Genomic DNA, 24,402 nt, shown 5'->3' with positions numbered 1-24,402 from the left:
TCCGGCAGGTCAGGATCAGTAGATGCTGAACGGGAAGTACTTGTCGTTGATTTTCTTGTAGGTGCCGTCGGCAACGATTTCCTTCAGCGCAGCGTTCAGCTTCTCGCGGATCGGGTCGCCTTTACGTACAGCGATACCGATCTTGTCGCTTTCTTCCACCGGATCGCCCTTGAATTCATAGGCTTTGCCGGCGTCGCTTTTCAGCCACTCGTAGTTGACGTATTTGTCGGCGAGGATGCCGTCCAGACGACCGGAGGTCAGGTCGAGGTAGGCGTTTTCCTGGGTGTCGTAGAGTTTCACTTCGACGCCCGGCATGTTGTCTTCCATGAAGGTGCCGGCGAGGGTCGCGCGCTGGGCGCCGATCACTTTGCCTTTCAGGGAGTCCTTGTCGGTCTTGAACTCTTTATCCTTCGGCGCGATGAATTGCAGCTTGTTGGAGTAGTACGGGTCGGTGAAGTCCACCGCTTGCTTGCGCTCGTCGGTGATGGACATCGAGGAGATCAGGAAGTCGAACTTCTTGGCGTTCAGGGCCGGGATGATGCCGTCCCAGTCCGAAGTGACGACGGAGCATTCAACTTTCATCTTGGCGCACAGGGCGTCGCCGATGTCTTTGTCGAAGCCGACGACGTTACCGCTGGCGTCTTTGTTGTTGAACGGCGGGTAAGCCGCTTCGATGCCCATCTTCAGGGTCTCGGCCATGGCACCGGCGCTGAACGCGAGGGTGACGGCGGCGGCCAGGAAGACCTTTTTGTAGTTCTGCATGCGGGTAGCTCCGTTAGCGGTTGCTGGACATGAATTGTTTGCAGCGCGCCGAAAGCGGGTTTTCGAACACCTGCTGTGGCGATCCTTGCTCTTCTACCAGGCCCTGGTGGAGGAACACCACTTCGCTGGAAACCTGACGGGCAAAGCCCATCTCGTGGGTCACGAGCAACATGGTGCGGCCTTCTTCGGCCAATGCGCGGATGACATTAAGTACTTCCTGGACCATTTCCGGGTCAAGGGCGGAGGTGGGCTCGTCGAACAGGATCACCTTGGGCTGCATCGCCAGCGTGCGGGCAATCGCCGCGCGCTGTTGCTGGCCGCCGGACAGTTGCGCCGGATAGGCGTGGCGCTTGTCGGCGATGCCGACCTTGGCCAGCAGCGCTTCGGCGACTTCGATGGCTTCGGCCTTGCTCTGGCCGAGCACGCGGCGCGGGGCTTCGATGATGTTGTCGAGCACGCTCATGTGCGGCCACAGATTAAAGTTTTGAAACACAAAACCAATTTCGGAGCGCAGGCGGTTGATCTGCTTGCCGTCGGCGGCAACCAGTTCGCCATTCTTGGCGGCCTTGAGCTTGAGTTCTTCCCCGGCCACCAGGATCTGGCCCTGATGCGGGTTTTCCAACAGGTTGATGCAACGCAGGAACGTGGACTTGCCGGAACCGGAGGAACCCAGGATCGAGATCACATCGCCGTCGCGGGCGGTCAGCGAGATGCCTTTGAGCACCTCAAGCTGTCCGTAGCGTTTGTGCAAGTTGCGGATTTCAAGCGCGGGCGTGGCCTCAGCCATGTGCGTTCCTCATATATGTTGCGCTCCTGCTGTTGGTTGGCCTTCCTGGCGAGGCGGCCAAGCTAGCATAGCGTTTCAATGGCAGCCAACAGCGCTACGAGCGGTAAACGGATGGCGTGTGGCAGGTTGTCGCATCGGCGCAGCAGACTGTCGCCCCATCAACAACCGAACGGGTGTTTGAACGTGGATTCCCGTGGGTGTCGCGTAAAAAAAGGCGCGATGTTGCCACCTTTGGCGGGGTGTTGGAAGCGCTATCCGGCCGATCGTTCCTCATTCGCCCTTTTATTGTGCATCCCGCACTTTTTCAGTGTGTTTCTGGTGCGCTCGTTCGTTTGGAAAGTGAGTCGCAGGGTAACGCTTTGGCGAAAGGCCATTATTCTCAAGGACTTGCGATGACTGTCCGGTCGCGCGGAAAACCGCAGAGCAGAAGAGTTTGAAACATTTTGGCGCATTTATTGCGTGCAGAATCCGGAACGCCCCGTTGGATTCTTTTTACGAGAAGGAACGCCAGACGGGCCGGACGCAATCGCTTTCCTCGCAAAGGTAGTTCCAATGAGCAGTACCCAAAGCTCCAATGGCCTCGAACAGGGGCTCAAACCGCGTCATGTGACCATGCTGTCGATCGCCGGGGTGATCGGTGCAGGTCTGTTCGTCGGCTCCGGCCACGCCATCGCCGCTGCCGGTCCCGCTGTTCTGCTGGCTTACGCCGCTGCTGGCGCGCTGGTTGTGCTGGTGATGCGCATGCTCGGCGAAATGGCGGTTGCCTCGCCTGACACTGGCTCGTTCTCGACTTACGCCGACCGCGCCATTGGCCATTGGGCCGGTTTCACCATCGGCTGGCTGTACTGGTGGTTCTGGGTTTTGGTGATTCCGCTGGAAGCCAACGCCGCCGCAACCATCCTGCATGCGTGGTTCCCGGGTGTGGATATCTGGGCGTTCGCGCTGATCATCACCATGCTGCTGACGGTGACCAACCTGTTCAGCGTGAAAAACTACGGTGAGTTTGAATTCTGGTTCGCCCTGCTCAAAGTCGTGGCGATCATTGGTTTCATCATTCTCGGCATCGCGGCCATTTTCGGCTTCCTGCCGAACAGCCAGGTCAGCGGCGTGTCGCACATCTTCGACACCCAGGGCTTCCTGCCGAACGGCATGGGCGCAGTGCTGGGCGCGATTCTGACCACCATGTTCTCCTTCATGGGTACCGAGATCGTGACCATTGCGGCCGCGGAATCGAAGAACCCGGGCAAGCAGATCTCCAAGGCCACCAACTCGGTGATCTGGCGAATCGGCCTGTTCTACCTCGTTTCGATCTTCATCGTTGTGGCCCTGGTGCCATGGAACGACCCGGTTCTGGCCAGCGTCGGTTCCTACCAGACCGTACTTGAGCGCATGGGCATCCCGAACGCCAAGATGATCGTCGACATCGTGGTTCTGGTCGCTGTAACCAGTTGCCTGAACTCGGCGCTGTACACCTCTTCGCGCATGCTGTTCTCCCTCGGCAAGCGCGGCGATGCCCCGGCCATGGCGACCCGCACCAACAAAAGCGGCACCCCTTACTGGGCGGTAATGCTGTCCACTGGCGCGGCGTTCCTGTGCACCTTCGCCAACTACGTAGCCCCGGCGGCGGTGTTCGAGTTCCTGCTGGCCAGCTCCGGCGCGATCGCGCTGCTGGTGTACCTGGTGATCGCGATTTCGCAACTGCGCATGCGTAAACAACGCATTGCTCGCGGCGAGAAAATCGTCTTCAGCATGTGGCTGTTCCCGGGCCTGACCTACGCGGTGATCGTGTTCATCGTGGCGGCCCTGACCATCATGCTGTTCCAGGATGCCCATCGCGTGGAAATCCTCGCGACCGGCCTGCTCAGTCTGCTGGTGGTCGCGGCCGGTCTGCTGGTGGCTCGCCGCCGCAATCTGGAAAAGCGTGGCGCCGCAGTGCTGAACTGATCCGCAACGTGTAACGCAAAACGGCCGCTGTCAGTGATGACAAGCGGCCGTTTTTGTTACTGCGAGCGGTTTATTCGCTCTTCTCTTCCTGCGCTTCCACCGACTGACCATAGGTGTCCAGCGCAATCCCGAAATCGCTGATGAACTCCGGCTCGCTCAGCCAGGCCTGGGCGGTTTCGCGATCCATGCCATCGGCCCACATGCGGTAGTCGATCAACATGTCGGCGGCCAGGTGAGTGGCGGCCATGCCTTCGTTCTCGGCGTTTTCCATGTCCAGCAGTTCAGGGTGATCGACGATGATGAACGCCAGCTCACGCAGCAGCGTCAGCAGCATTTCGTTGCGGCTGACGGCTTCGGCGTCGCGCATCTTGCTGAACATCGCCAAGGTGTATTCCGGGATCGGCTCGGCCAGGTGGCCGAGGTCATCGTCCTGCGCCAGGGGTTTGCGACCGACCATGCGGATCTGCTTGGCTTTGGCCTTGGCGCGTTTGGCGCGTTTCTGTTGCTTGTTCAGGGATGCCATGGGAACTCAGTTTTTCTGTTGGGTTTGTGCGGCGATTGCGTCGGACGCGGCCACATAGTCTTTCTGGAAATCCGGCGATTCGATCCACGCCAGAGCGCCGGCCTCGTCGGTCTCGGTGGACCACTGGCGGTACTCGATCAGCGCGGCGAGGATGAAATCCATCGCGCCTTCTTCGCCTTCCTGCTCGTACACCAGCTCCAGCAGCGGGTCTTCGAGGAACGCGGTGCACAGGGCCTGCTGGCTGATCTTCTCGGCGTCGATCATTTTCTTGAACAGTTCGGTCAGGTCCACCGATTCGAAATCGATGCGGTCGTCGTTCGGGTCCAGCTCGACCGGCGCCTCGGCACGTTTGGTGCGGTTCTGCTTGGCCTTGGTCTTGGCCCGGGCGGCGCGTTTTTGCTGTTTGTTGGCGGAAGCCATGGTGTGTGTTCCGTGGTGCGTTAAAGGGCTTGGCTGCGTGGGATTTCGCGCCCCGGTGTGTCGGAGGCCAGTTCGCCGGTCTGCAGCCAGGTCAGAGCGATGGGCCATAGTGTGGCTTGGTATGCGCTGCGAAAAAAGGCGAAATGTCCGACTTGCTGTTCACCGATGTCTTGCGGTTCGATTCGCAGGTGGGTCATTTGCGCATTGTGGAAGTAAGCCAGCAGGCGTTCGATGGCGGGAATCGTGCCGTAGGAATCGTCGCTGATGCTGATTGCCAGGGCTTTGGCCCGGACGTTGGCGAAGGGCAGGTTGCGCATCGTTCTACCGCTCGGACGCCGCTCATAACGTGCGGCAGGTGTGCTCCAGTCGCGCACTACGCCGGCGGGCGTGTCTTCCAGCCAGCCAAGTCGCTTGCCCGGAAAATATCCACAGAACAGCGTGACCAGCGGCATCAGCAGATGCCATTTGCCGAACATCCGCCAGCGGTGCTCGGGCGCGTAATCGCGCCAGTAAGCGAACTGCGCGCCAACCGTCACCAGTCGTCGGATTACCTGTCCGGACGCCCCCAGGCCTGCTGCGCAGCCGCCGAAGCTGTGCCCGACCACATCGATCGGCTGACCGGGAAACTCCCGCTGTGCGCGTTTGAGCATCGCCTCGAAATCCAGCGCGCCCCAATCCGTCCACGAAGCCTGCAAATGCCTCATCGACTTCGGCCGCGATTCGCCAATGCCTCGGTAGTCGTAAATGATCACGTCGACCCCATTGGCGAACAGATACGCCGCGAAACGCGAGTAGTGGCGGCAACGCACGGATGTGGCGGCGTTGATGATCACAACCGGGCGTTGTGGATCCGGTGAGGCGTGACGCCAGGTGAAACCGCCGAGCAGATAGCCGTCGGCGGCGGGCTCGTGGAAGGGTGCGTCCTGAACATCGCTGGCGAGCGCGGTTCTGTTTTGGGGATCTTCCAGTGCGTGCGTCTCTTGAAAACCCATGGCTCTCGACCTTCGCGGAGTAGCTGCCAACGATAGTCCCAGCCAGCTCGGTGAACAATCCGTCGACGGTCAATCAGCCGTCTGTTCGCTCAAGCGCTCTTCCAGCCGCGTGTGTTCACGGTTCAACTCCGCGCGTAACTCCTCTTCGCTCGGCAGCACCAGTTTGTAGCTGCTGGCGAACAGTTGTTCATTGCCCTTGAGGATCGTGTAGCGCGCAACCGATTCATTTTGCTGTGCGCAGAGGATGATCCCCACCGTTGGCCCGTCGCCCTCGCTGCGTTTGAGGTCGTCGTACATGCGGATGTACATATCCATCTGGCCCACGTCGCGGGCGCTGAGTTTGCCGCGCTTCAAATCGAGGATGACGAAGCATTTGAGCAGGTAGTTATAGAACACGAGGTCGATGTAAAAGTCATCGTCGCCAGCGCTGATGCGTTGCTGGCGACCGACAAAAGCGAAGCCTTTGCCCAGCTCAAGGAGAAATCCCTGGAGCTGGTCGATCAAGGCCTGTTCCAGTTCGGATTCCTGAAGTTTGCCCGGTGATGGCAGGCCGAGAAACTCCAGAAGGACGGGGTCGCGGATGAATTCCCGGGGATTGCTTTTCATCGCGGCAATGTTGGTCGCGGCCTCTGCATAGACGTCGGTTTTGTCTCGGCTCAGCAACAGGCGTTCGTAGTAGAGCGTGTTGATCTGGCGATCAAGGGCGCGGCTTGACCAGTTTTGTGCAGCGGCTTCGTTCATGTACCACTGCCGGGCCGGTTCGCTTTCGACCTGCAATATCCTGCGGTAATGGGTCCAGCTCAATTCGAGACGCAGTGCGTCTCGAATTGGAAAGAGCTGATAAAACTGCCGCATTTTTCGAAGATTGGTAACGTCGAAGCCTTTCCCAAAGTCCGCAGTCAGTTCCTTTGCCAGCGTAGCCAGAAGCTGTTTTCCATACCCCGCGCGCCGGGCACCCTGTTGCTCGAACTCGACAATGTGTCGCCCGATCTGCCAGCAGGTCTGGACCTGAATCGTGTCGACCGTTCGCAGCACTTTCTGCCGCGCCTCTCGTATCAGCTCGCCCAGGTTGCCCAGCAGCGAATCAATTTTTGGATCTTGCGTGTCAGCAGGTTTTAGTTGGCTCATCAAGTCTTCCGGCTCAGGGGGAACAGAAGCAAGAGCATGCCAATTGCCTTGGCCTGGGGATGCCGGCCGCATCTGATGCCACTGAAGGAACAGTGGGCGGGTTTTGCGAGATCAGGCTGACGAAGTCTGCGAACGAGGAGTACGGCGTGTAGTCCTTTTCGTATCAACCGCAACTCCCAATCGTTCTAAAACCCACCCCGCAAGACAAAATCTAAAAAGAGGTAACGATTGGGTTCCGCGAGAACCCGGGAGTCGTCCTCATGAAACGCGTTCTTTCATTCGTGCTGCCCGTCGCCGCTGCGGCGATATTGCTGTTTCCGCTCATGGCGCAGGCTGCGAGTCTGGAGCCGATCAACAATTCCGCTGTGCAGGTTCAGCAGCAAGAGCAAAACGGTGTTCGTTATCTGGCCGGCGGGATTGGTGAAGATGAGTCGAAAGCCATTCAGCAATCCGCGGGCTACAACCTGCACATGACCTTCGCTGTCGGTACGCAAAACGAATACACCGCCGATGTCGACGTGATGATTCAGAAAGCCCCCGGCCAGACCGTGCTGACGCTGAATCAGACCGGGCCATTGGTCTACGTGCAGTTACCGCCCGGCAAATACACGGTCGTCGCGACCCGCAATGGTGAAACCCGCCGGGATGCGGCGGAAATTGGCGGCAGTGTTGCGCGCAATCTGGTGTTCCACTGGATTGACGCTGGATAGCGATGGATGTAGTCGTGGAACAAGGCGCGGGTACTCACAAGGCTGCCAAGGTGTGAATGACTGCGACTCGCAGTGGATTGGTCTCATCGCTCAGAAGTTTGATCGCCAGTGCGCAGCAGACCACGATCAACATGGGCTTGATCAAGCGCGGGCCGACCCGGACGGCGGCTTTTGCACCCAGTTGTGCGCCAAGGAAGGCCGCCAGAGCCATGGCAATCGCGATCGGCCAGATGATCACGCCTTTGGTGATGAAGACTGACAACGAACCTAGATTGCAGGAGGCGTTGGCCAGTTTGGTGAAGCTCATTGCCCGCATCATTCCAAGTCCGCAGAGCAGAACGAAACCGACGATAAAGAACGAGCCTACGCCGGGACCAAAGATGCCGTCGTAGAAGCCCAGGATCGGCGCAACAGTGAAGGAGAACAGCAGAATGCCGATTCTCTTGCGTCGATCCTCATTGGCCAATTTCGGCGAGAGTGCAAAGTAAATCGCCACCAGAATAAGCATGATGGGCACGCACACTTCCAGATAATGCTTGTCGATGGAGCTGATCAGCAGAGCACCGCTGGCTCCACCCAGAAACGCGCAGATAACCAGAAAGCGTCCTTCGCGCCACTCAATCATTCCTTTGCGAGCAAAGGTGACGGTTGCCGAAATAGTGGCTGAGGCGGCCTGGAACTTGTTTGTGGCAATTGCGCTGATCGGGTCGACACCGGCCAGAAACAGGGCAGGCAACGTAATCAAACCGCCGCCGCCGGCAATCGCATCAAAGAATCCAGCGCAAAAAGCAACAAGCGCCAACGTGCCGATTATGTCCCAGGACATTGCTTCCCCTTTTCATGATTTATTTATTGTTGGATCGCGAGATGCTCAGCGGTCTGTTTGTATGGAGATCATCCCTGTAGCAGTAATGGATCCTCTGAAATGACAATTGGAGAGGCAAATTTGGAAAGTCCGAAAATGCGCACCAGCACTCGTCTGTTGTCTTTGATGATGTCTCGACAGTGCAACGCTCGGGCGTTGTTGATGACCATGGCCGACTCTTGAGTGAGCGCATAATCTGTCGTAGTCGACTCACTCACCGCTTGGCATAGAGCGGAGTACGCCTTTTTTACGGTTGGCGAGACGTTACTACTTGTCGAGAAACGATAAGAATTGAATCGCGCTGCGAAACCTGCTCGGTCGTCAAACTCAAGGATCGAGACGTTACTCCCGTCCTCTCCTTTGCCCCTGACAAACGAGTCGCTACGGGTGAACTGAAAGTTGTTTGTGGTCAGCGCAAGGCAATTGGTTATGCCGATCCTTTCTAAGACGGGAGGAAGTGGAATGATGCGTGTGGGTTCACGGGAAGGGTTCCATAGGGCGGAAAGTATGAGTGAGGACGGCGAAGGCGAATGGCCATGGCGCCTCGGTGTGCGGCCCAAGTGCAAGGCCGGAGTGTGAGCTCAGTTCTTTGTATTCGGGCTCACCCTCAATTGTTGTAAGCCCGCCACCCTTGAAGTTGGCTACCAGTCGAACCAGTTTTCCATCGTTATCCATGTCATAGGCGAACGCAGTGTTGTCAACCAGTTTCAACAGTATCTGGTTGCGTGCAGCAAGGCAGAGCACGTCGTGGCGACTTTCCATGGACGCGAGATCGGGCAGTTCATCAGGCGGGCCTAAGTCAGCAATCTTTTGTAGGCCTTCGAAGATCAGTACGGAGTGCAGACAGTCAGAGTACGCATCAAGAAGTGCGCATTGATGCTCGGAAAATGAAGATCTCAACTTAGTAGCTGCCGAAGAGGCGATGAGGCAGGCTCCTGGCGCCTGTGGTCCGCCAATATTGGCCAATTCCATCGTGAATTTCTGAAGCAGGTTCGATTGCTGCCTTTCAAAGTTGAAAATTCTTGTTTCTCGTCCGATGCAAGGCTCAGCGATTGCGGTGTTGGGCTTGATGGCGTCGATCATCGAATACGTCCCTGTCGTGTATCTGTTTTTGGCTAGCAACTCAGGGCGCGATTCTGCTCAATCCTGGGATGAATGTATGTCGGCCATTTCCGCTGAGGCTTACGGAGCGTTCCGGTCTATTTGAAGGATTTTGAGATTTATCGATCACCCATGCCTGTGGGATTCAGGCTGCATCCCTTCAGGGCGCGAGAGATATCGTGATGTGTTGAGAGGGAATCAGCAGGAGATTGGCAGTGTGCACAGCGCTATAGAACTGCAGTTCATCAAATCGCAGGCATAAAAAAACCCTGAATCTTGCGATTCAGGGTTTTCGGTATTTGGTGCCCAGAGACGGAATCGAACCGCCGACACGGGGATTTTCAATCCCCTGCTCTACCGACTGAGCTATCTGGGCAACGGGGCGCATTAAAAGGGTTTTTCGGATTTACGTCAAACACTTTTTTAAAATTTCTTAAATTAATTCCGTCGCTTACGATCCGACCCCCGATTTCGCGGGGTTTACTCTGCGGGCGGAACGTAGCCTTCGGCCTGAGCGTATTCCTCGCCGGAGAAGTACTTGTCCATTTCGCCCTGAAGAAATTTGCGGTCTTCGGCGTTCATCATGTTCAGGCGTTTTTCGTTGATCAGCAGGGTCTGGTGTTTCTGCCAGTCGGCCCAGGCCTTGGCCGAGACGTGTTCGAAAATATCCTGGCCCTTGGCGCCCGGGTACGGTGGGCGCTCCAGACCTTCGAGTTGTTCTTTGTACTTGCGGCACATTACGGTGCGGGTCATGTCGACTCTCCTGCATTCAAGACGGTGGCCGCGCGTTCGAGCAAGGTCTTGACCGGGGCGGCGAGGCCCAGGCGCGGCGGGGTGGCGAGGTTATACCAGAGCCAGTCGGCCTCGGCCACGTGACCGCCGGCCTCTTGCACCTGAACCAGCCAGGGTTCTATGGACAGCTGGAAGTGGCTGAAGGTGTGGACAAGGCTCGGCAGTGCCTGCTGCTCGCCCAGTTCCAGTGAGTGCTGCGCGGCGAGGTGTTGCAGATCGTCGAGGTCGTCGAGTTCCGGCAGACTCCACAAACCACCCCACAATCCGCTGGACGGGCGCCGATAAAGCAGAATCGCGCCGTCCTCGTTGGCCAGCAGCGGCATCAACGTGCGTTTCTGCGGGATGGCCTTGCGCGGCTTGGGGATCGGGTAGCGCGTCTCCAGGCCGAGCATGTGCGCTTCGCAGCCGTTTTTCAGCGGACACAGCAGGCAGCTCGGTTTGCTGCGGGTGCAGAGCGTGGCGCCCAGGTCCATCATCGCCTGGGTGTAGGCGTTGACCCGATCCTGCGGCGTGAAGCGCTCGGCGTTGGCCCACAGTTGCTTGGCGACCTTCGGCTCGCCGGGGTAACCCTCCTGCGCGGTAAAACGCGCCAGCACCCGTTTGACGTTGCCGTCGAGGATCGGCGCGCGCAGGCCCATGCTGATGCTGGCGATCGCGCCGGCGGTGGACAGGCCGATGCCCGGCAGCTCGGTGAGTTTCTCGACATCCCGGGGAAACTCGCCGCCGTACTGGCTGACGACGATCTTCGCGGTCTTCTGCAGATTGCGCGCGCGGGTGTAGTAACCGAGCCCGGTCCACAGGTGCAGCACTTCGTCTTCCGGCGCTTCGGCCAGGGCTTCGACCGTCGGCAGGGCGGCCATGAAGCGGTCGAAGTAATTGAGCACGGTGCTGACCTGGGTCTGCTGCAACATGATCTCGGACACCCACACCCGGTACGGGTTGATGTTCTGTTGCCAGGGCAAATCATGGCGGCCGTGGCGGTCGAACCATTCCAGCACCGCCGTGGAAAACTGCTCCGCTCTCATCGCTTGAACAGCCCCTTCAATGCGTTTTTCAGTTCCGGGCTGACTTTGTCGCCCAGTTTTTCGTCGATTTTTTCGCTGATCTTGTCGCCGGCCAGTTTGGTCGCGACCTGGCCCATGCGTTCGTTGTCCACGCGGCAGGCCTTGGCGCCCAGCTCCAGCGGGCCACGGCAACGCAGCGGCCATTCGATGCCGACGAATTTGTCGCCGACCTGACAGGCCGGGTCCGGCATGGCACTGGTATCGCCTTCGACGACGATGCCGACGCGATAGTCCATGCCCAGCACCTTGAGGTCGATATCGCCGTCACCGTTGACGCTCATGCCGGGGATGCGCACTTTCAGGTCCGGGTTGCTGGCCACCCCGTTGCGGAACGTGAGGTTGCCCTTGAGCTCCTGGAACGGTGTGTCCTTGCCGCGCGGTTCGCCGCTCAGGGATTTACGGTTGAGGGTGGCGATGCCTTTGCACAGTTGCTGCTCAAGGTTGGCGTTGAGCAGCACGCCGTTGTTGATCACGAAACTGGCGTTGCCGTTGAGGGTTTCGATCAGCGCCTGCTGGCTGTTGCCGCTGCCGGTGACCGTGCTGGTGAGATTGACCAGACCTTTGACCGGAGGATTCTTGCCCTGGCTTTCGAGGATTTTCTCCACCGGCACCCGGTTGATCCGGGTTTGCAGGTTCAGCACCGGCGCGGTCTGGCGCACATCCAGCGTGCCCTTGGCTTCGAAGTCGCCGTTGTACAGCTCGCCGCGCAGGTTCTCCAGGGTCAGCAGGCCGCCCTGGCCGGTGGCTTTCAGTGCGGCGTTCTGGATCGGTAACTTGTCGAGGGTCAGCTGGCCGAAGGTCAGGTCGGCGTTGACGTCGAGCTTGCTCAGGCGCTCGACAGGGAACAGGCGCTCGGTGCTCCAGGCGCTTTTGCTCGGTTTTTCCGGCAGCGGGGTGCTGCCGGCCCCGGCCATCGCATCGGCTTCGGTGCTGGCGACTTCGGCCTGACGGACCTGGGTAGCGGTGTTGGCTTTTTCCGATTTCGGCGGCAGGTAACGGTCGACGTTGAAGGTGTCGGCCTTGAGGACCGCCCGCAGCGATTGCTTGGCGAAATCTTCGACGGCGATACGGCCGCTGAAGCTGCTGTCGTCGAGTTTCAGGTTGATGTTGTCCAGCGCCAAGCTGGTCGGCGTCGCGGCGACACGGCTGACCAGTTCAACCTTGCTCAAGCTGCCTTCAGCCATGGCCGGCAAAGTCTGGCCGATGCTGTCGACGAATTTCGCCAGGTCGAACTGGGCGATGGAAATTCCGCCGCTGATCTGTGGCGTCTTGTCCAGGTCATTGGCCTTCAGCTCGCCGAGGGCACGCAGCTGGTTGACCGAAAGCTTGATGCCGGTCCATTCGGCGACGTTGGCGGCTTTGTCCAGCAACAATTGCCCTTGGGCGGCGAAGGTCACGGTCTTGCCTTGCAGCGGATCGCCGGCGACTTCGCCGGACAGCTTCAGGTCTTCGAACTTGTAGCGTTGCAGGGCGCGCTCGAAACGCAGCTCGCCGTTGAGCTCGGTGCGCACCCGCAGCACTGGCTGGTTGGTGCCGAGGAACGCGGTGGCCTTGACCGGGATGTTGGTCGAATCGTGAACAGCGCCGGTGCTCAACTGGATGCTTTCGGCGCTGAATTGCTTGCCGGTCAGCTCGTCGTTGTACTCCACGCGGGCGTTGTTGACGGTCAGGCTGTCGATGTCGAGGCGAATCGGCTGGGCCGGTTTTTCCACCGGGGCCGGTGTTGCTGGAGAGGCTTCCCCGGCGGTCGCTGGCGGTGTGCTTCCGGCGGGAGCCGGCACCTTGCCGATGTCTTCCCAGTTGCCGTGACCATTCTTGTCACGGTTCAGGCGCAGGTTCAGGCCTTCGACGCGCACGTCGCTCATTTGCACCTCGCGGCGCAGCAGCGGCAGCACGCGCACGGACAGGCCGAGCATCTGCAGGTCGGCGAACGGTTCGGCAGGCTTGGCCAGGGTCGCGACGCTGGCCTCGTGCAGTTCCAGGCCGAGCCACGGGAACAGGCTCCAGCCAATGTCGCCATTGAGCGTCAGCTCGATGTGGGCCTTGTCGCGGGCAATCTGGCGGATCTCGTCCTTGTAGTCGTTGGGATCAAACAGGTGGGTCAGGGCGAAGCCCGCCGCCACAATGATCAGCAACAGCCCGAGAAGTACCAGACCCAGGATTTTGCCGAACGCTTTCATGGGCGAGTCCTTGTAAGTAGTCGAATTCGTAATTTAGCCGGGGAGTATAGCGCTGCATCAACCCTCGCTGTCGCGATGCCCCGTCAAGGCTGCTGAACCGCGATATACAGCGCTTCGACAACGATCGGCATCGGGGTTCCCGGGCGTCCTGAGATCAGATGACATGAAAAAGGTGATATCAGTTTGGTTTTTCTGTCACGTGCAAATGGTAACCTTCGCCCGTTCGTCCGCCCATCTGCGACTTAACGTCGCGCTTTCAAGGAGCTTCACCCGCAAAAAACGGTCATGCCTGCGTGCATAAAGGCCGGGGTGGGCAGTGGCTGGCGAACCATACTAATAATTGGGGGATACACAATGAGCACGACCATTACGGCGGACGGCTTCAAAGCCGATCAGCCCGGGTTCCTGTCCAAGGAACGCATCATCGCCAAGCCCGGTTTCAACCGTTGGCTGGTCCCGCCGGCCGCTCTGGCCATTCACCTGTGCATCGGCATGGCCTACGGCTTCTCGGTGTTCTGGTTGCCGCTGTCCAAGGCGCTGGGCGTCACTGCTCCGGTGGCTTGCGCACCGGACATGAGCTTCATCGCACAAGTCTTCTCGTCGCAATGCGACTGGCCGATCTCCATGCTCGGCTGGATCTACACCCTGTTCTTCATCTTCCTCGGCTGCTCGGCAGCGATCTGGGGCGGCTGGCTCGAACATGCAGGTCCTCGCAAGGCCGGTGTTGTATCGGCACTTTGCTGGTGTGGCGGTCTGCTGATTTCTGCGCTGGGTATCTATACCCACCAGATCTGGCTGATGTGGATCGGCTCCGGCGTGATCGGCGGTATCGGTCTGGGCCTGGGCTACATCTCGCCAGTGTCGACCCTGATCAAGTGGTTCCCGGACAAGCGCGGCATGGCGACCGGCATGGCGATCATGGGCTTCGGCGGTGGCGCGATGGTCGGTGCGCCACTGGCGACCGCTCTGATGAGTCATTTCGCTTCGCCAACCGGTGTCGGCGTGTGGCAGAGCTTCGTGGCCATGGCCGCGATCTACTTCGTGTTCATGATCGGTGGCGCGCTGGCGTACCGCGTACCGCCAACCGGCTGGAAGCCTGAAGGCTGGACCGCGCCGGCGAAGAAAGCGTCGAACGCGATGATCACCCACCGTCACGTTCACGTGAACGTGGCGTGGAAAACCCCGCAATTCCGTCTGGTGTGGCTGGTGCTGTGCCTGAACGTGTCCGCCGGTATCGGCATCCTCGGCATGGCTTCGCCACTGTTGCAGGAAGTGTTCGGCGGCAAGCTGCTGGGTAACGATCTGCCGTTCGGTCAGTTGGACGCCGGTCAACTGGCTTCCATCGCTGCAATTGCGGCCGGTTTCACCGGTCTGCTGAGCCTGTTCAACATCGGCGGCCGTTTCTTCTGGGCCTCGTTCTCGGACTACCTGGGCCGCAAGAACACTTACTTCGTGTTCTTCGCACTGGGTTTTGCGCTGTACGCGCTGATCCCGAACCTCGGTCACCTGGGCAACGTTGCGCTGTTCGTGGCGGCGTTCTGCATCATCCTGTCGATGTACGGCGGTGGTTTCGCCACCGTTCCGGCGTATCTGGCCGACCTGTTCGGTACGCAAATGGTCGGCGCGATCCACGGTCGTCTGCTGACGGCCTGGGCTGCCGCTGGCGTGCTGGGTCCGGTGCTGGTGAACTACCTGCGTGAGTATCAGCTGAGCATCGGCGTTGAACGCGCCGCCGCTTACGACATCACCCTGTACATCCTCGCCGGCCTGCTGGTGCTGGGTTTCCTGTGCAACCTGCTGGTGCGCCCGGTGGCCGACAAGTACTTCATGACCGACGCTGAACTGGCGGCCGAACAGGCGCTGGGCCACGACAAGGGTGCTGACGGCAGCACCGTGCTGGAGTGGAAAGCCGCGCCGGGCAGCAAGCCGTTGGCGATCGCTGCGTGGCTGGTGGTGGGGATTCCGTTGGCGTGGGGTGTGTGGGTGACCCTGCAGAAGACGGCGGTTCTGTTCCACTAAGTAGCCAAGCGCTGGCCTGAAAATCTTCAGGTCAGCGCCAAATCCTGTGGGAGCGAGCCTGCTCGCGATAGCGGTCTGACAGTCGACAGTGATGTTGAATGTACGACCCTCATCGCGAGCAGGCTCGCTCCCACAGTTGTTTTGGGCTGTCCGAAATGGCTTGTATGGACATGTCTATCCCCGACAGCACGGGGTTCTATCCGTCAGTCATTCCACCTATCGTGTTTCTGTTTCGGCCCCGCGCCCCTATAATGGCTGCCTTTTTCGCCCAATGATTTTGCGGAGCTGGTGATGGCCGAACGTAAGGCGTCTGTCGAGCGCGACACTCTGGAAACCCAGATCAAAGCCTCGATCAACCTTGATGGCACCGGAAAGGCCCGATTCGATATCGGTGTTCCTTTTCTTGAGCACATGCTGGATCAGATCGCCCGTCACGGGCTGATCGACCTGGATATCCAATGCAAGGGCGATCTGCATATCGACGACCACCACACGGTGGAAGACGTCGGTATCACCCTCGGCCAGGCCTTCGCGCAAGCCATTGGCGACAAGAAAGGCATCCGTCGCTACGGCCACGCCTACGTGCCGCTCGATGAAGCGCTGTCGCGCGTGGTGATCGACTTCTCCGGCCGTCCGGGTCTGCAGATGCACGTGCCGTACACCCGCGCCACCGTTGGCGGCTTCGACGTCGACCTGTTCCAGGAATTCTTCCAGGGCTTCGTCAACCACGCGCTGGTCAGCCTGCACATCGACAACCTGCGCGGCACCAACACTCACCACCAGATCGAAACCGTGTTCAAGGCTTTCGGCCGCGCGCTGCGCATGGCCGTCGAGCTGGACGAGCGCATGGCCGGCCAGATGCCTTCGACCAAAGGCGTCCTGTAATGCAGACGGTTGCAGTTATCGATTACGGCATGGGCAACCTGCACTCGGTGGCCAAGGCTCTCGAGCATGTCGGTGCCGGCAAGGTGCTGATCACCAGCGATGCGGCAGTGATCCGCGAAGCTGACCGTGTGGTATTCCCCGGTGTCGGTGCGATTCGCGATTGCATGGCGGAGATCCGTCGCCTCGGTTTCGATTCGCTGGTACGTGAGGTCAGCCAGGACCGTCCGTTCCTCGGCATCTGCGTCGGCATGCAAGCCTTGCTCGACTCCAGCGAAGAAAACGACGGCGTCGACTGCATCGGCCTGTTCCCGGGCGCGGTGAAGTTCTTCGGCAAAGACCTGCATGAAGACGGCGAGCACCTGAAAGTCCCGCACATGGGCTGGAACGAAGTGAAGCATGCGGTGGATCACCCGCTGTGGCACAACATTCCGGACCTGGCGCGTTTCTACTTCGTGCACAGCTACTACATCGCCGCCGGCAACCCGCGGCAGGTGGTCGGCAGCGGTCATTACGGCGTCGATTTCGCTGCGGCACTGGCCGAAGGTTCGCGTTTCGCCGTGCAGTTCCACCCGGAGAAGAGCCATACCCATGGCCTGCAATTGCTGCAGAACTTCGCAGCGTGGGACGGTCGCTGGTAAATGGCCGTCAAGAAATCCAAGCCGCCGATTCTGACCCTCACTCCCGAGCAGGAGAACGAGGCCAACCGCAAGATTCAGCGGTTCATGGAGGATCGTTTCGAACTGGACCTGGGTTCGTTCGAGGCGGCGGAAATTCTTGAGCTGTTTACCCGCGAAATTGCTCCGCACTATTACAACAGGGCGATTTTCGATGTGCAGACCCACCTCAAGGAGCGGTTTGAAAGCATCGAAAGCGACCTGTGGGCGCTCGAGAAAAACTGATTTCCGAGCCAAGCTGAACATTCAAATTTGAAGGTTTGCCAGATGCTGATTATTCCCGCTATCGATCTCAAAGACGGTGCCTGCGTACGTCTGCGCCAGGGCCGCATGGAAGATTCCACAGTGTTCTCCGATGACCCGGTGAGCATGGCTGCCAAGTGGGTGGAGGGCGGCTGCCGTCGTCTGCATCTGGTCGATCTGAACGGCGCTTTCGAAGGCCAGCCGGTCAACGGCGACGTGGTGACCGCGATCGCCAAGCGCTACCCGACCCTGCCGATCCAGATCGGCGGCGGCATCCGTTCGCTGGAAACCATCGAGCACTACGTCAAGGCTGGTGTCAGCTACGTGATCATCGGCACCAAAGCGGTGAAGGATCCGGCGTTCGTTGCTGAAGCCTGCCGTGCGTTTCCGGGCAAGATCATCGTTGGTCTGGATGCCAAAGACGGTTTTGTCGCCACCGATGGCTGGGCTGAAATCAGCACCGTACAAGTCATCGACCTGGCCAGGCAGTTCGAAGCCGACGGCGTGTCCTCGATCGTTTATACCGACATCGCCAAAGACGGCATGATGCAGGGCTGCAACGTGCCGTTCACCGCTGCGCTGGCTGCTGCCACCAGGATCCCGGTGATCGCATCCGGCGGCATTCACAACCTGGGTGACATCAAGTCGCTGCTCGACGCCAAGGCACCGGGCATCATCGGCGCGATCACCGGCCGGGCGATTTACGAAGGCACTCTCGACGTCGCTGAAGCGCAAGCTTTCTGCGACTCGTACCAAGGCTGAGGACTGACCATGGCGCTGGCCAAACGCATCATCCCTTGCCTGGACGTGGACAACGGCCGGGTCGTCAAAGGTGTGAAGTTCGAAAACATCCGTGACGCCGGCGATCCGGTGGAAATCGCCCGTCGCTACGACGAGCAGGGTGCCGACGAGATTACCTTTCTCGACATCACCGCCAGCGTCGATGGCCGTGACACCACGCTGCACACCGTCGAGCGCATGGCCAGCCAGGTGTTCATCCCGCTGACCGTCGGCGGCGGTGTGCGGACCGTGCAGGATATCCGCAACCTGCTCAACGCCGGTGCGGACAAGGTGTCGATCAACACCGCTGCCGTATTCAACCCGGAATTCGTCGGCGAAGCGGCGCAGCATTTCGGCTCGCAATGCATTGTCGTCGCCATCGACGCGAAGAAGGTCTCCGGCCCGGGCGAAACCCCGCGCTGGGAGATCTTCACCCACGGCGGCCGCAAGCCGACCGGCCTCGACGCGGTCGAGTGGGCGAAGAAAATGGAAGGCCTGGGCGCCGGTGAAATCCTCCTGACCAGCATGGATCAGGACGGCATGAAAAACGGCTTCGACCTCGGTGTGACCCGCGCCATCAGCGATGCGCTGGGCATTCCGGTGATCGCTTCCGGTGGCGTCGGCAACCTGCAGCATCTGGCTGACGGCATACTTGAGGGTCACGCCAGTGCGGTGCTGGCGGCGAGTATTTTCCACTTCGGCGAATACACCGTTCAGGAAGCCAAGGCTTACATGGCCCATCGCGGCATCGTAATGCGTTAAACATCCATACAGGCCAGTGGACAGTATGGCGTACCCAAGGCACTCTTGGGCACGCCATGGATTTCGGTAGCCCGACATGATCAAACGCCTGCTTCTCGCCCTCGCCAGTGCCTCTGTGTTGTTGATCAACAACGGCCACGCCGAAGAAAGTCCCGACACCGATCTGGTGCTCCTCACCGAAAACTTCCCGCCGTACAACATGGCGAAGAACGGCAAGAATTTCGCTCAGGACGAAAACATCAACGGCATCGCCACGGACATCGTGCGCGAGATGTTCAAGCGTGCCGGCATCACTTACAGCCTGACCCTGCGTTTCCCCTGGGAGCGGGTCTACAAGCTGGCACTGGAGAATCCCGGTTACGGTGCGTTCGTCATGGCGCGTCTGCCGGACCGCGAAAAACTCTTCAAATGGGTCGGCCCGATCGGCCCGGACGACTGGGTCATGCTGGCCAAGGCCGACAGCAAGATCACCCTCGAAACCCTCAACGACGCGCGCAAATACAAGATTGGCGCCTACAAGGGCGATGCGATTGCCGAGACCCTGACCAAGCAGGGGCTGAAGCCGGCAGTGGTGCTGCGCGATCAGGACAACGCCAGAAAACTGGTCAGCGGCCAGATCGACCTGTGGGCCACCGGCGACCCGGCCGGACGCTATCTGGCGCGGCAGGATGGCGTGACCGGGCTGAAAACCGTACTGCGCTTCAACAGCGCCGAGTTGTATCTGGCACTGAACAAGGACGTACCGGACGAAGCCGTTGCCAAGCTTCAAGCCGCGCTCGATCAGATGCGCAAGGAAGGCGTGGTCGACGAAATCATGGGGCGCTATCTGTAGCAGTCGACGAGCCCGGCGACGATTGCGCAACAACGCCGGCGCCGCTCGTGATGGTTTCTGTCGATGGGTTTGCCGCCATGACAGGCATCGGGGTTGCTGTCTCGACGGCTTCTGGCGGGTATTCACTCATGACCAGGCGGGTGTCATCGGTGTAACCAAGCGGGACGGTGACTTCAGTGCCATCCTCCCGGACCAGCTCGTAGTGACTTTCCATCTGATACACCGCGACCGATTTGAGTTTCGCCGCCATGGCGATGACGACCCGAGAGCCTGATTCGCTCCACTCGCTGGAGGACGTTTCGGTGTGAGTGAAATCCCGCGGCAGGCACGCCGAGAACTTTGTTGCCCGGATATCACTGGGCATCGCAGCCGGCCAGGCCTTGGTGAATTCCACGGCGGTATGGCGATTGAATAGCCGCATGGCCGCTGCATTTTGCGCTCTTGGCGCTTTCCATTTGATCGACTGAGCCTGCTCCGTGGCATTTCGGCCGTACCCGACCAGCACATATTGGTCGGTTCTTTTCAGATCGTAGTAACGCGAATGGTGAAATCCATCATTGGGTTGAGCGTAATCCCTGACTGCAAACCACGGCAGGCGGGCAGTCTGCGTGACCCTCGCCACTGCACTTTCGGGATTCATGTGTGCAGTCAGTACCGGAGCTTCTGCAGGTACGCTGACTTGAACCGGAATCGGTATCCGTAATGCATACGCGAAAGGGCCGGTTGCCGGTTTGTTGTGGCTCGGGGCGCCGATGAAGGTGCCGGGCGCAAAGCAGATTTCGCCCGCCGCGGCGGTCGGGGGATCAATGCTCCAGGCGCTGAAGTTCAGCTTTGCACCACTGCCTTTGTCATCCCAGAGCAGATCGCCGAGGTCGGCAGCAACGACCAGATCGGCCCTGACGCAACGGATGGCGTTGAGTGAGGGTTTGCCGTGATCGCTGGAGCAGGTCATACCCAGCGCGACATAGCCTTGCGGCGCAATCGGGCGCCAGATTGAAGTGCGCGTGGCGGCTCCCGATCCGGATTCTTTCCAGACAAGTTCGAAGTCGGTGGGGCGGCTGAGTGCTTTGCCCCTGGTGTTACCGTCGTCTTGTAACGTTGCCTCGCAGACCACTGCGGCGACAATTTCGCCGTTGATGGAGGTGGTGTTGGGGATGAGGATGTCTCCCAGCGGAAAGTATCCCGGCAGAAGATCGGGGGCCGGCGCAGGGCGCCAGAAGGTGGCGGGCCTGGCCCGTGTGCCGTTGCTGTTCCAGATACGGTTGAATTCGCTGGTGAAGTTGATCAGCAGGTTGTCGAGCCTGATCGGCTCCATTGGCCTGTCTCGCAATGAAGCATTGTCGTTGGTAGTCATAGTCAATCCTGATAATTGAATGGCAACTCGAAAGAGTTGAGACCTGTGGCAGGTCTGACTATCCGGAAAGAGGGCAGGCGTCAGGCGGTAACTATTTATGGGCGTGTGTCGGTTTGTTACCGATAAATCCCGTCTTTGCCATGCGCGGCCGTGGCGCGATTGCTGCGCACACTGATCATCTGCTTGATGTCGATCCACTCGATGCCTTGGGCTTTCAGCTTCGGCAGTTCCCGCTCCAGCACTGCCAGCGTCTGTGGATAAGGGTGCCCGATCATCACGGCCGAACCCTGTTTGTGCGCCAGACTGATCGCTGTCTGCAATTGAGTCAGGATCGCCGCTTCTGTGCGCTCGTCATCGAGAAACACATCCCGCGAAACACTCGCCAGATCGATCTTTTGCGCTTGCTGCGCTGCCACAGTCTGCGCGCTGGTGCGGCTGTCGACGAAGAACTTGTGGCGGCGCTGCAACTCGCCCATCAACCACGCCATGGCTACCGGCTGTGCGGTCATGCGACTGCCCATGTGGTTGTTGATTCCGGCGGTGTAGGGGACCATTTTGAACGCGGCATTCAGCCGTTTTTCGAGTTCTTCGATGGGCAGTTCGGGATGCCAGGCGAACGGGCCGGTGGCCGGGTCCATCGGCATGTGCAGGATCACGACCTTGCCGGCGCGATGGGCTTCGCGGGCGAATTCGGTGGCGTGCGGGGTGTCGGGCATGATCGCTGTGGTGACCGGGCCGGGCAGGGCCAGCACGCGGCGATCCCGGGGCAGGTTCTGCCCCAGGTCGTCGATGATCAGTGTCAGGTAGGCTTTTTGAGGTGTGGGTCTGGCAGGTTCTGCGTAAGCAGCACCCGCCAGACAGCACAGCAGGACAAAGAGGAAACGCAAAGACATCCTCAACGGCCGGACGTGATGCTCAGGCCTTTGAGCAGGCTCAGGGCCTGGGCCAACTGGTAATCATCATCCTGCGGCATCGCCTTGGCCTTGCCGCCGGAGCCGGTCGGTTTGTCCGCGCCGCCGTTACCGTTGCCCAGATGACCTTGCAGGTCGGCTTCCTTGAAGTAGTCGCTGTCCGCCTCGTTGGTGATCTTGGCGCGGCGCACTTCGATGTCCGGGACGATGCCCTGGGCCTGGATCGAGCGGCCGTTCGGCGTGAAGTACAGCGCCGTGGTGATCTTCAGCGCGCGGTCGTTGTTCAGCGGCAGCACGGTCTGCACCGAGCCCTTGCCGAAACTGGTGGTACCCATGACCACGGCGCGTTTCTGATCCTGCAGGGCGCCGGCGACGATTTCCGAAGCTGAGGCACTGCCACCGTTGATCAGCACGACCATCGGCACCGCTTCGCTTTCATCCTTGCCGGTGGCGGAGAAGCGCAGTTCGGAATTGGCGATTCGGCCCTTGGTGTAGACGATCAGGCCTTTGGTGATGAAGTGATCGACCACTTCCACCGCCGCTTGCAGCACACCACCCGGGTTGTTGCGCAGGTCGAGGATGATGCCGTTGAGCTTCTTGCCGTTGTCCTTGCGCAGCTTGGCCAGGGCCTTGGAGACCTCCTCGCCGGTCTTGACCTGGAACTGGGTGATGCGGATCAGGCCATAGCCGGATTCGAGCAGCTGTGCCTTGACGCTCTTCACCTGAATCACCGCGCGGGCGAGGGTCACGTCGAACGGCGTGCCGCCGTCGCGCACCAGGGTCAGGGTGATCTTCTGGCCGATCTTGCCGCGCATCTTGTCCACGGCTTCGGTCATGGTCTGGCCGCGGGTCGGCGCCCCGTTGATCTTGACGATGAAGTCGCCGGCCTGGATGCCGGCCTTCGACGCCGGGGTGTCGTCGATTGGCGACACGACCTTGATGAAGCCGTCTTCGGCGCCGACCTCGATGCCCAGACCACCGAACTCACCGCTGGTGCTTTCCTGCAACTCGGCGAAGTCTTCAGGGCCCAGGTAGGCGGAGTGCGGATCAAGGTTGCTGAGCATGCCCTTGATCGCGTTTTCCAGCAGGGTCTTGTCGTCCACCGGCTCGACATAGGCGGCCTTGATCCGGTCCATGACCTCGGCAAAGGTGCGCAGCTCTTCCAGCGGCAACGGCGCCTTGGAAGTCGCGGCAGTACCTGCCGGAGCGACGGCCGGAGCCGGTTGAGCGGCAAACGCCAGAGGCGCGCCGATCACCAGGGCGATCGTCAGGGCCAGCGAGGTAAGGCGGGACAAATGCAGCATGTCGAACGAACTCCTGAATTAGATGGCGTGCTTATCCTTGCGCACGGCACCATTGCGCCGGATCACTCGGGTGACCCTGCTGACGAATTGCGAAATACAGCGCTGGTGTGTCCTGGCCGCCACTGTTACCCACAGTGGAGATGGACTCACCGGCTTTTACCACGTCACCTGCCGACTTCAGTAGCGTCTGGTTGTGACCGTAAAGACTCAGAAAACCGTTGCCGTGATCGAGGATCACCAGCAGCCCGGCGCCGCGCAGCCAGTCGGCAAACACCACGCGCCCGCCGTGTACGGCATGCACCTGGCTGCCGGCGGAGGCGCTGATCATCACGCCGTCCCACTTGGTGCGGGCATCGTCGCCACGGGTTTCGCCGAAGCGTGCCAGCAGTCGACCATCAACCGGCCATGGAAGTTTTCCCCGACTTGATGCAAAAGGGCCACCGAAGGTCTCGCCGCCGCTGGACACCAGAGCGCCGGGTGTCGATCTGACCGGTTTGCGTGGGGCGTCGGAGTTTTCCGCCTCGGCCTCACGCAAGCGCTTTTTTTCGGCTTCCTGCTGGGCGATGAGCGCTTTCTGTCGCGCTTCTTCTGCCTCACGAGCCTGGCGGGCCAGGGTTTCTTCAATGGTTTTAAGGACTTTAGACAGGTCTGCCTGATCCTGCTCGCGGGCGGCCAGTTTCTGGTCTCGGGCTTTCACGTCGTCATTGAGCTTGGCAAGGGCCTGCTGGCGCTCCTTGCGGACCTTGTCGAGCGCTTCGCGCCGAGTGTCGAGATCGTTTTGCTGTACCAGCAGCTGTGCTTGCTGCAAGCCGATGTCCTTTTCGACATTGGCCAGTTGGCGCAGGGTTTCGTTGAAGCTTTTAAGCTGCTCCAGGCGAGCCTGGCTCAGATAGTCGTAATAGGTGAGGGTGCGGGCGAATTTCTCGGGATTCTGCTGGTTGAGCAGCAGCTTGAGGTATTCCTGGCGACCGTTCTGGTAGGCGGCGCGGGCCTGGATGGCGATCAGTCGCTGCTGTTCAGTGCGCGCGCTCTGGAGTTTTTTTTTCTCCGCATCGAGCCGCTGCAGCTCGGACTCGCTCTTCTTCAGCTCTTTCTGCAGGGCTTCGACCTGCTTCTCAAGCTTGCCCATCTCGGTTTCGGTGCCCTTGAGCTCCTTTTGTACCCCGGATTTTTCCTCCTGGAGCTTGCCCAGCAGTTTTTTCAGCTCGGCAATGTCCTGGCGCGTGGCGTCCAGTTGCTGTTGGGTTTGCGCGCGCTCATCCGCGAAGGCCGGTTGGAGCAGGCATGTCAGAGCGAGGGCGATCAGGACGCGAAGCATAGAGGCGGGCGGCACCAGGGTAAGGGACGGCCTAGTATGCCCGCCCGACGCG

General features: G+C 59.9%; 24 protein-coding genes and 1 tRNA gene. 9 read left to right on the top strand and 16 right to left on the bottom strand.

The window, feature by feature from the left end:
• Nucleotides 1–15 precede the first annotated feature (15 nt).
• Complete coding sequence (locus L6D74_RS08750; protein ID WP_064592811.1) at nucleotides 16–762, bottom strand: ABC transporter substrate-binding protein; 747 nt, start codon at nucleotides 760–762, stop codon at nucleotides 16–18.
• Between the two features lie 13 nt (nucleotides 763–775).
• Complete coding sequence (locus tag L6D74_RS08745; protein ID WP_007897462.1) at nucleotides 776–1,549, bottom strand: ABC transporter ATP-binding protein; 774 nt, start codon at nucleotides 1,547–1,549, stop codon at nucleotides 776–778.
• A gap of 552 nt (nucleotides 1,550–2,101) precedes the next feature.
• Between L6D74_RS08745 and gabP the strand changes: the two genes are divergently transcribed.
• Entirely contained in the window at nucleotides 2,102–3,493 is a 1,392-nt protein-coding gene (gene gabP / locus L6D74_RS08740; protein WP_236188745.1) for a GABA permease, read from the top strand.
• Nucleotides 3,494–3,563: 70 nt separating this feature from the next.
• On the opposite strand, the gene L6D74_RS08735 is transcribed toward gabP, so the two are convergent.
• The 4 genes from L6D74_RS08735 to L6D74_RS08720 form a co-directional block, all read right to left on the bottom strand.
• Entirely contained in the window at nucleotides 3,564–4,016 is a 453-nt protein-coding gene (locus L6D74_RS08735; RefSeq protein ID WP_085608645.1) for a hypothetical protein, read from the bottom strand.
• Nucleotides 4,017–4,022: 6 nt separating this feature from the next.
• The gene (locus tag L6D74_RS08730) at nucleotides 4,023–4,436 is read right to left on the bottom strand and encodes a hypothetical protein (protein ID WP_007952560.1); all 414 of its coding nucleotides are present in this window, start codon (nucleotides 4,434–4,436) and stop codon (nucleotides 4,023–4,025) included.
• Between the two features lie 20 nt (nucleotides 4,437–4,456).
• Complete coding sequence (locus L6D74_RS08725; protein ID WP_236188743.1) at nucleotides 4,457–5,428, bottom strand: alpha/beta hydrolase family protein; 972 nt, start codon at nucleotides 5,426–5,428, stop codon at nucleotides 4,457–4,459.
• Nucleotides 5,429–5,497: 69 nt separating this feature from the next.
• On the bottom strand, nucleotides 5,498–6,556 hold the full coding sequence (locus L6D74_RS08720) for a PDDEXK nuclease domain-containing protein (RefSeq protein WP_085647978.1): 1,059 nt from the start codon (nucleotides 6,554–6,556) through the stop codon (nucleotides 5,498–5,500).
• A 260-nt stretch (nucleotides 6,557–6,816) separates the two neighbouring features.
• On the opposite strand from L6D74_RS08720, the gene L6D74_RS08715 reads away from it, so the two are divergent.
• Entirely contained in the window at nucleotides 6,817–7,266 is a 450-nt protein-coding gene (locus tag L6D74_RS08715; RefSeq protein ID WP_236188742.1) for a carboxypeptidase regulatory-like domain-containing protein, read from the top strand.
• 34 nt (nucleotides 7,267–7,300) lie between these two features.
• On the opposite strand, the gene L6D74_RS08710 is transcribed toward L6D74_RS08715, so the two are convergent.
• From L6D74_RS08710 to L6D74_RS08685, 6 genes are all read right to left on the bottom strand, one after another.
• Entirely contained in the window at nucleotides 7,301–8,092 is a 792-nt protein-coding gene (locus L6D74_RS08710; RefSeq protein ID WP_085647980.1) for a TSUP family transporter, read from the bottom strand.
• Nucleotides 8,093–8,608: 516 nt separating this feature from the next.
• Nucleotides 8,609–9,214, bottom strand: a complete 606-nt coding sequence (locus L6D74_RS08705) for a hypothetical protein (protein ID WP_236188740.1) — start codon at nucleotides 9,212–9,214, stop codon at nucleotides 8,609–8,611.
• A gap of 318 nt (nucleotides 9,215–9,532) precedes the next feature.
• Nucleotides 9,533–9,608 (bottom strand) — tRNA-Phe (locus L6D74_RS08700).
• A gap of 104 nt (nucleotides 9,609–9,712) precedes the next feature.
• On the bottom strand, nucleotides 9,713–9,985 hold the full coding sequence (locus L6D74_RS08695) for an oxidative damage protection protein (RefSeq protein ID WP_007952551.1): 273 nt from the start codon (nucleotides 9,983–9,985) through the stop codon (nucleotides 9,713–9,715).
• On the bottom strand, nucleotides 9,982–11,049 hold the full coding sequence (mutY, locus tag L6D74_RS08690; RefSeq protein WP_236188737.1) for an A/G-specific adenine glycosylase: 1,068 nt from the start codon (nucleotides 11,047–11,049) through the stop codon (nucleotides 9,982–9,984). The genes L6D74_RS08695 and mutY overlap by 4 nt, the downstream gene beginning before the upstream one ends.
• The gene (locus L6D74_RS08685) at nucleotides 11,046–13,268 is read right to left on the bottom strand and encodes an AsmA family protein (RefSeq protein WP_236188736.1); all 2,223 of its coding nucleotides are present in this window, start codon (nucleotides 13,266–13,268) and stop codon (nucleotides 11,046–11,048) included. Before L6D74_RS08685 ends, mutY begins: the two co-directional genes overlap by 4 nt.
• 354 nt (nucleotides 13,269–13,622) lie before the next feature.
• On the opposite strand from L6D74_RS08685, the gene L6D74_RS08680 reads away from it, so the two are divergent.
• From L6D74_RS08680 to L6D74_RS08650, 7 genes are all read left to right on the top strand, one after another.
• Complete coding sequence (locus L6D74_RS08680; RefSeq protein WP_039764668.1) at nucleotides 13,623–15,287, top strand: OFA family MFS transporter; 1,665 nt, start codon at nucleotides 13,623–13,625, stop codon at nucleotides 15,285–15,287.
• A 291-nt stretch (nucleotides 15,288–15,578) separates the two neighbouring features.
• On the top strand, nucleotides 15,579–16,172 hold the full coding sequence (hisB, locus tag L6D74_RS08675) for an imidazoleglycerol-phosphate dehydratase HisB (RefSeq protein ID WP_039764670.1): 594 nt from the start codon (nucleotides 15,579–15,581) through the stop codon (nucleotides 16,170–16,172).
• Nucleotides 16,172–16,810 carry an imidazole glycerol phosphate synthase subunit HisH gene (gene hisH, locus L6D74_RS08670; protein WP_236188735.1) on the top strand — a complete coding sequence of 213 codons (639 nt, stop codon included), beginning with the start codon at nucleotides 16,172–16,174 and terminating at the stop codon, nucleotides 16,808–16,810. The genes hisB and hisH overlap by 1 nt, the downstream gene beginning before the upstream one ends.
• Complete coding sequence (locus tag L6D74_RS08665) at nucleotides 16,811–17,071, top strand: DUF2164 domain-containing protein (RefSeq protein ID WP_025110933.1); 261 nt, start codon at nucleotides 16,811–16,813, stop codon at nucleotides 17,069–17,071. It abuts the gene before it with no gap.
• A gap of 42 nt (nucleotides 17,072–17,113) precedes the next feature.
• Nucleotides 17,114–17,851, top strand: a complete 738-nt coding sequence (gene hisA, locus L6D74_RS08660) for a 1-(5-phosphoribosyl)-5-[(5-phosphoribosylamino)methylideneamino]imidazole-4-carboxamide isomerase (protein ID WP_236188731.1) — start codon at nucleotides 17,114–17,116, stop codon at nucleotides 17,849–17,851.
• A gap of 9 nt (nucleotides 17,852–17,860) precedes the next feature.
• On the top strand, nucleotides 17,861–18,631 hold the full coding sequence (gene hisF / locus L6D74_RS08655) for an imidazole glycerol phosphate synthase subunit HisF (protein WP_007897430.1): 771 nt from the start codon (nucleotides 17,861–17,863) through the stop codon (nucleotides 18,629–18,631).
• A gap of 76 nt (nucleotides 18,632–18,707) precedes the next feature.
• Nucleotides 18,708–19,463 (top strand): substrate-binding periplasmic protein, encoded by a 756-nt coding sequence (locus L6D74_RS08650; RefSeq protein WP_236188728.1) that lies wholly within the window; start codon nucleotides 18,708–18,710, stop codon nucleotides 19,461–19,463.
• Here L6D74_RS08650 and L6D74_RS08645 read toward each other — a convergent pair.
• The 4 genes from L6D74_RS08645 to L6D74_RS08630 all read right to left on the bottom strand — a co-directional run bounded on the left by L6D74_RS08645 (nucleotide 19,444) and on the right by L6D74_RS08630 (nucleotide 24,350).
• Complete coding sequence (locus L6D74_RS08645; RefSeq protein WP_236188726.1) at nucleotides 19,444–20,817, bottom strand: Vps62-related protein; 1,374 nt, start codon at nucleotides 20,815–20,817, stop codon at nucleotides 19,444–19,446. The two genes, L6D74_RS08650 and L6D74_RS08645, sit on opposite strands and share 20 nt — an antisense overlap.
• 116 nt (nucleotides 20,818–20,933) lie before the next feature.
• The gene (locus L6D74_RS08640) at nucleotides 20,934–21,710 is read right to left on the bottom strand and encodes a divergent polysaccharide deacetylase family protein (protein WP_085647987.1); all 777 of its coding nucleotides are present in this window, start codon (nucleotides 21,708–21,710) and stop codon (nucleotides 20,934–20,936) included.
• Nucleotides 21,711–21,712: 2 nt separating this feature from the next.
• Complete coding sequence (locus L6D74_RS08635) at nucleotides 21,713–23,032, bottom strand: S41 family peptidase (protein ID WP_011332024.1); 1,320 nt, start codon at nucleotides 23,030–23,032, stop codon at nucleotides 21,713–21,715.
• Between the two features lie 31 nt (nucleotides 23,033–23,063).
• On the bottom strand, nucleotides 23,064–24,350 hold the full coding sequence (locus tag L6D74_RS08630) for a murein hydrolase activator EnvC family protein (protein ID WP_236188724.1): 1,287 nt from the start codon (nucleotides 24,348–24,350) through the stop codon (nucleotides 23,064–23,066).
• Nucleotides 24,351–24,402: the final 52 nt, after the last annotated feature.

The organism is Pseudomonas pharyngis (assembly GCF_021602345.1).
Lineage (GTDB): Bacteria > Pseudomonadota > Gammaproteobacteria > Pseudomonadales > Pseudomonadaceae > Aquipseudomonas > Aquipseudomonas pharyngis.
The sequence above is the reverse complement of the archived record's forward strand: the minus strand, read 5'-3'. Positions and strand labels throughout refer to the sequence as shown.